The 2,057-nt window shown below is 67.6% G+C and carries 1 protein-coding gene; it reads right to left on the reverse strand.

The window, feature by feature from the left end; translation table 11 throughout:
* Positions 1-73: 73 nt before the first annotated feature.
* On the reverse strand, positions 74-1,855 hold the full coding sequence (locus ACMO6A_RS11075) for an AMP-binding protein (protein WP_009307121.1): 1,782 nt from the start codon (positions 1,853-1,855) through the stop codon (positions 74-76).
* Positions 1,856-2,057 lie beyond the last annotated feature (202 nt).

The raw sequence follows: 2,057 nt of genomic DNA on the forward strand, positions 1-2,057 counted from the left end.
ACGCCGTAGTGCCCGCACACCACGGCTACAGGCGCATCGAGGGGAAGCGGCGGGGCTGCGTCTTCTACCGCCATCACACGAGGCCTTCCGGGGCCTTCGCCGCCTCGTCCGACTCGCGGATGGCCGCGCGGCGGATCTTGCCGTTCACGGTCTTGGGCAGCGCGTCCACGTACTCCACGATGCGGGGGTACTTGTACGGCGCGGTCTTGCGCTTCACCCAGGTCTGCAGCTCGCGCGTCAGCTCGGATGAGCCCTCGAAGCCCTCGGCCAAAACGACGGTGGCCTTCACGGCCTTGCCGCGCGTGGGATCGGGCACGCCGGTGACGGCGCACTCGCGCACCGCCTCGTGCTCCAGAAGCACGCTCTCGATCTCGAAGGGGCCGATGCGGTAGCCGCTCGACTTGATCACGTCGTCGTTGCGCCCGACGTACCAGAAGTAGCCGTCCTCGTCGCACCACGCGGTATCGCCGGTGTGGTACCAGCCATCGTGCATGGCGGCCGCGGTCTTCTCGGGATCGCGGTAGTATTCCAGCATGATGCCGGCGGCCTTCTCGTGGATGTCGATGCACACCTCGCCCGTCTCGCCCACCGCGCAGCGGGTGCCGTCGTCGCGCTGGATCTCCACGTTGTACAGCGGCACCGGCTTGCCCATGGAGCCGGGGCGCGGGGCGGAGTTCGTCAGGTTCGCGATGGTCAGCGGCGTCTCGGTCTGCCCGAAGCCCTCGTAGATGACGAGTCCCGTGTGCTCCTTCCAGAAATCGAACAGATCGGGGTTCAAGGCCTCCCCCGCCGTCGTGGAGTACCGAAGCGAGCTCAGGTCGTAGGCGTCGACGTTCTCGGTCATCATCATGCGGTACATCGTGGGCGGGCAGCACAGCGTGGTGATGCGGTGCTCGCCGATGAGCGACAGGATCTCGGAGGGGTGGAAGCGGTCGAAGTCGTACGTGAACACGCACGCCTCCATGAGCCACTGGCCGTAGTACTTGCCCCACACGGCCTTGCCCCAGCCCGTGTCGGCGATGGTGAAGTGCAGGCCGTCGGGATCCACGTTGTGCCAGTGCTTCGCGGTGACGAGGTGCGCGATGGCGTACTCGGAGTCGTGCAGCACCATCTTGGGGTTGCCCGACGTGCCGGACGAGAAGTACATGAGCATGGGGTCGGCCGCCGCCGTCTCGCGGCGCTCGAAGTCCTCGGACGCGGCGCGCACGCACGTGTTGAAGTCGAGCCAGCCCGCGCGCTCGACGCCCGCCGCGCACACGCCCTCCGGCCCCGACAGCGCCTCGCCCAGCGGCAGGCCGTCGTCGGGGAACACGAGGTTGCCGTCGGCGTCCTCGGGCGTGAGGCCGCCGCCCGCGCCGTTCACGAGGATGCGGCGCTCGAGCGTGGGGCACGCGTCGGCCACGCGATCGCACACTTCCGCGATGTCGCCGAGCGACGTGGCGATGACGGCCTTGACGGACGCGCCGTTCAGACGGTATTCCAGGTCGTGCTCCTTGAGCATGAAGGTGGCGGGCACCATGACGGCGCCCAGCTTCGCCAGCGCGGTGGCCACGAACCAGAACTGGTAGTGGCGCCGCAGGATGACCATGACCATGTCGCCGCGGCCGATGCCCTGCTCGGCCAGGAAGTTCGCCGTCTTGTCCGACCAGCGCTTCATGTCGGCGAACGTGAACACGTGGTTCTCGCCCTCGGGGTTGCACCACACCATGGCGCGGCGGTCGGGGTCGTTCGCGGCGATGTCGTCGACCACGTCGTAGCCGAAGTTGAAGTCTGCCGGGCAGTTCACGTCGAACGAGACGAGCACGCCGCCCTCGTCGTAGGCTTCGTTCACGTAGCGGAGGTTGATGTTTCTCATGATGGTGTCTTTCTCGGAAGATCGATGCAGCGGAAGGATCCGCCGCGAGACGGATGGGATCATCGGATGCGGGGCGCATGCGCCGGGGCTTCGTTCGGCTTCTCGCCGCCTGCCCGGGGCGCTGCGCCTAGATAATCTCCCCGTTCGGCTTCATGACCACCGCGAGGAAGGTGCACGGCTCGCCGCCCGTGGCGATCATGCC

The sequence above is a fragment of the Eggerthella sp. genome (genome assembly GCF_048329335.1).
Classification (GTDB): Bacteria; Actinomycetota; Coriobacteriia; order Coriobacteriales; family Eggerthellaceae; genus Eggerthella; species Eggerthella lenta.

Coding starts and splice junctions, on each gene's coding strand:
- ACMO6A_RS11075 (WP_009307121.1), bottom strand. CDS start 1,855: ATGAGAAACATCAACCTCCGCTACGTGAACGAAGCCTACGACGAGGGC.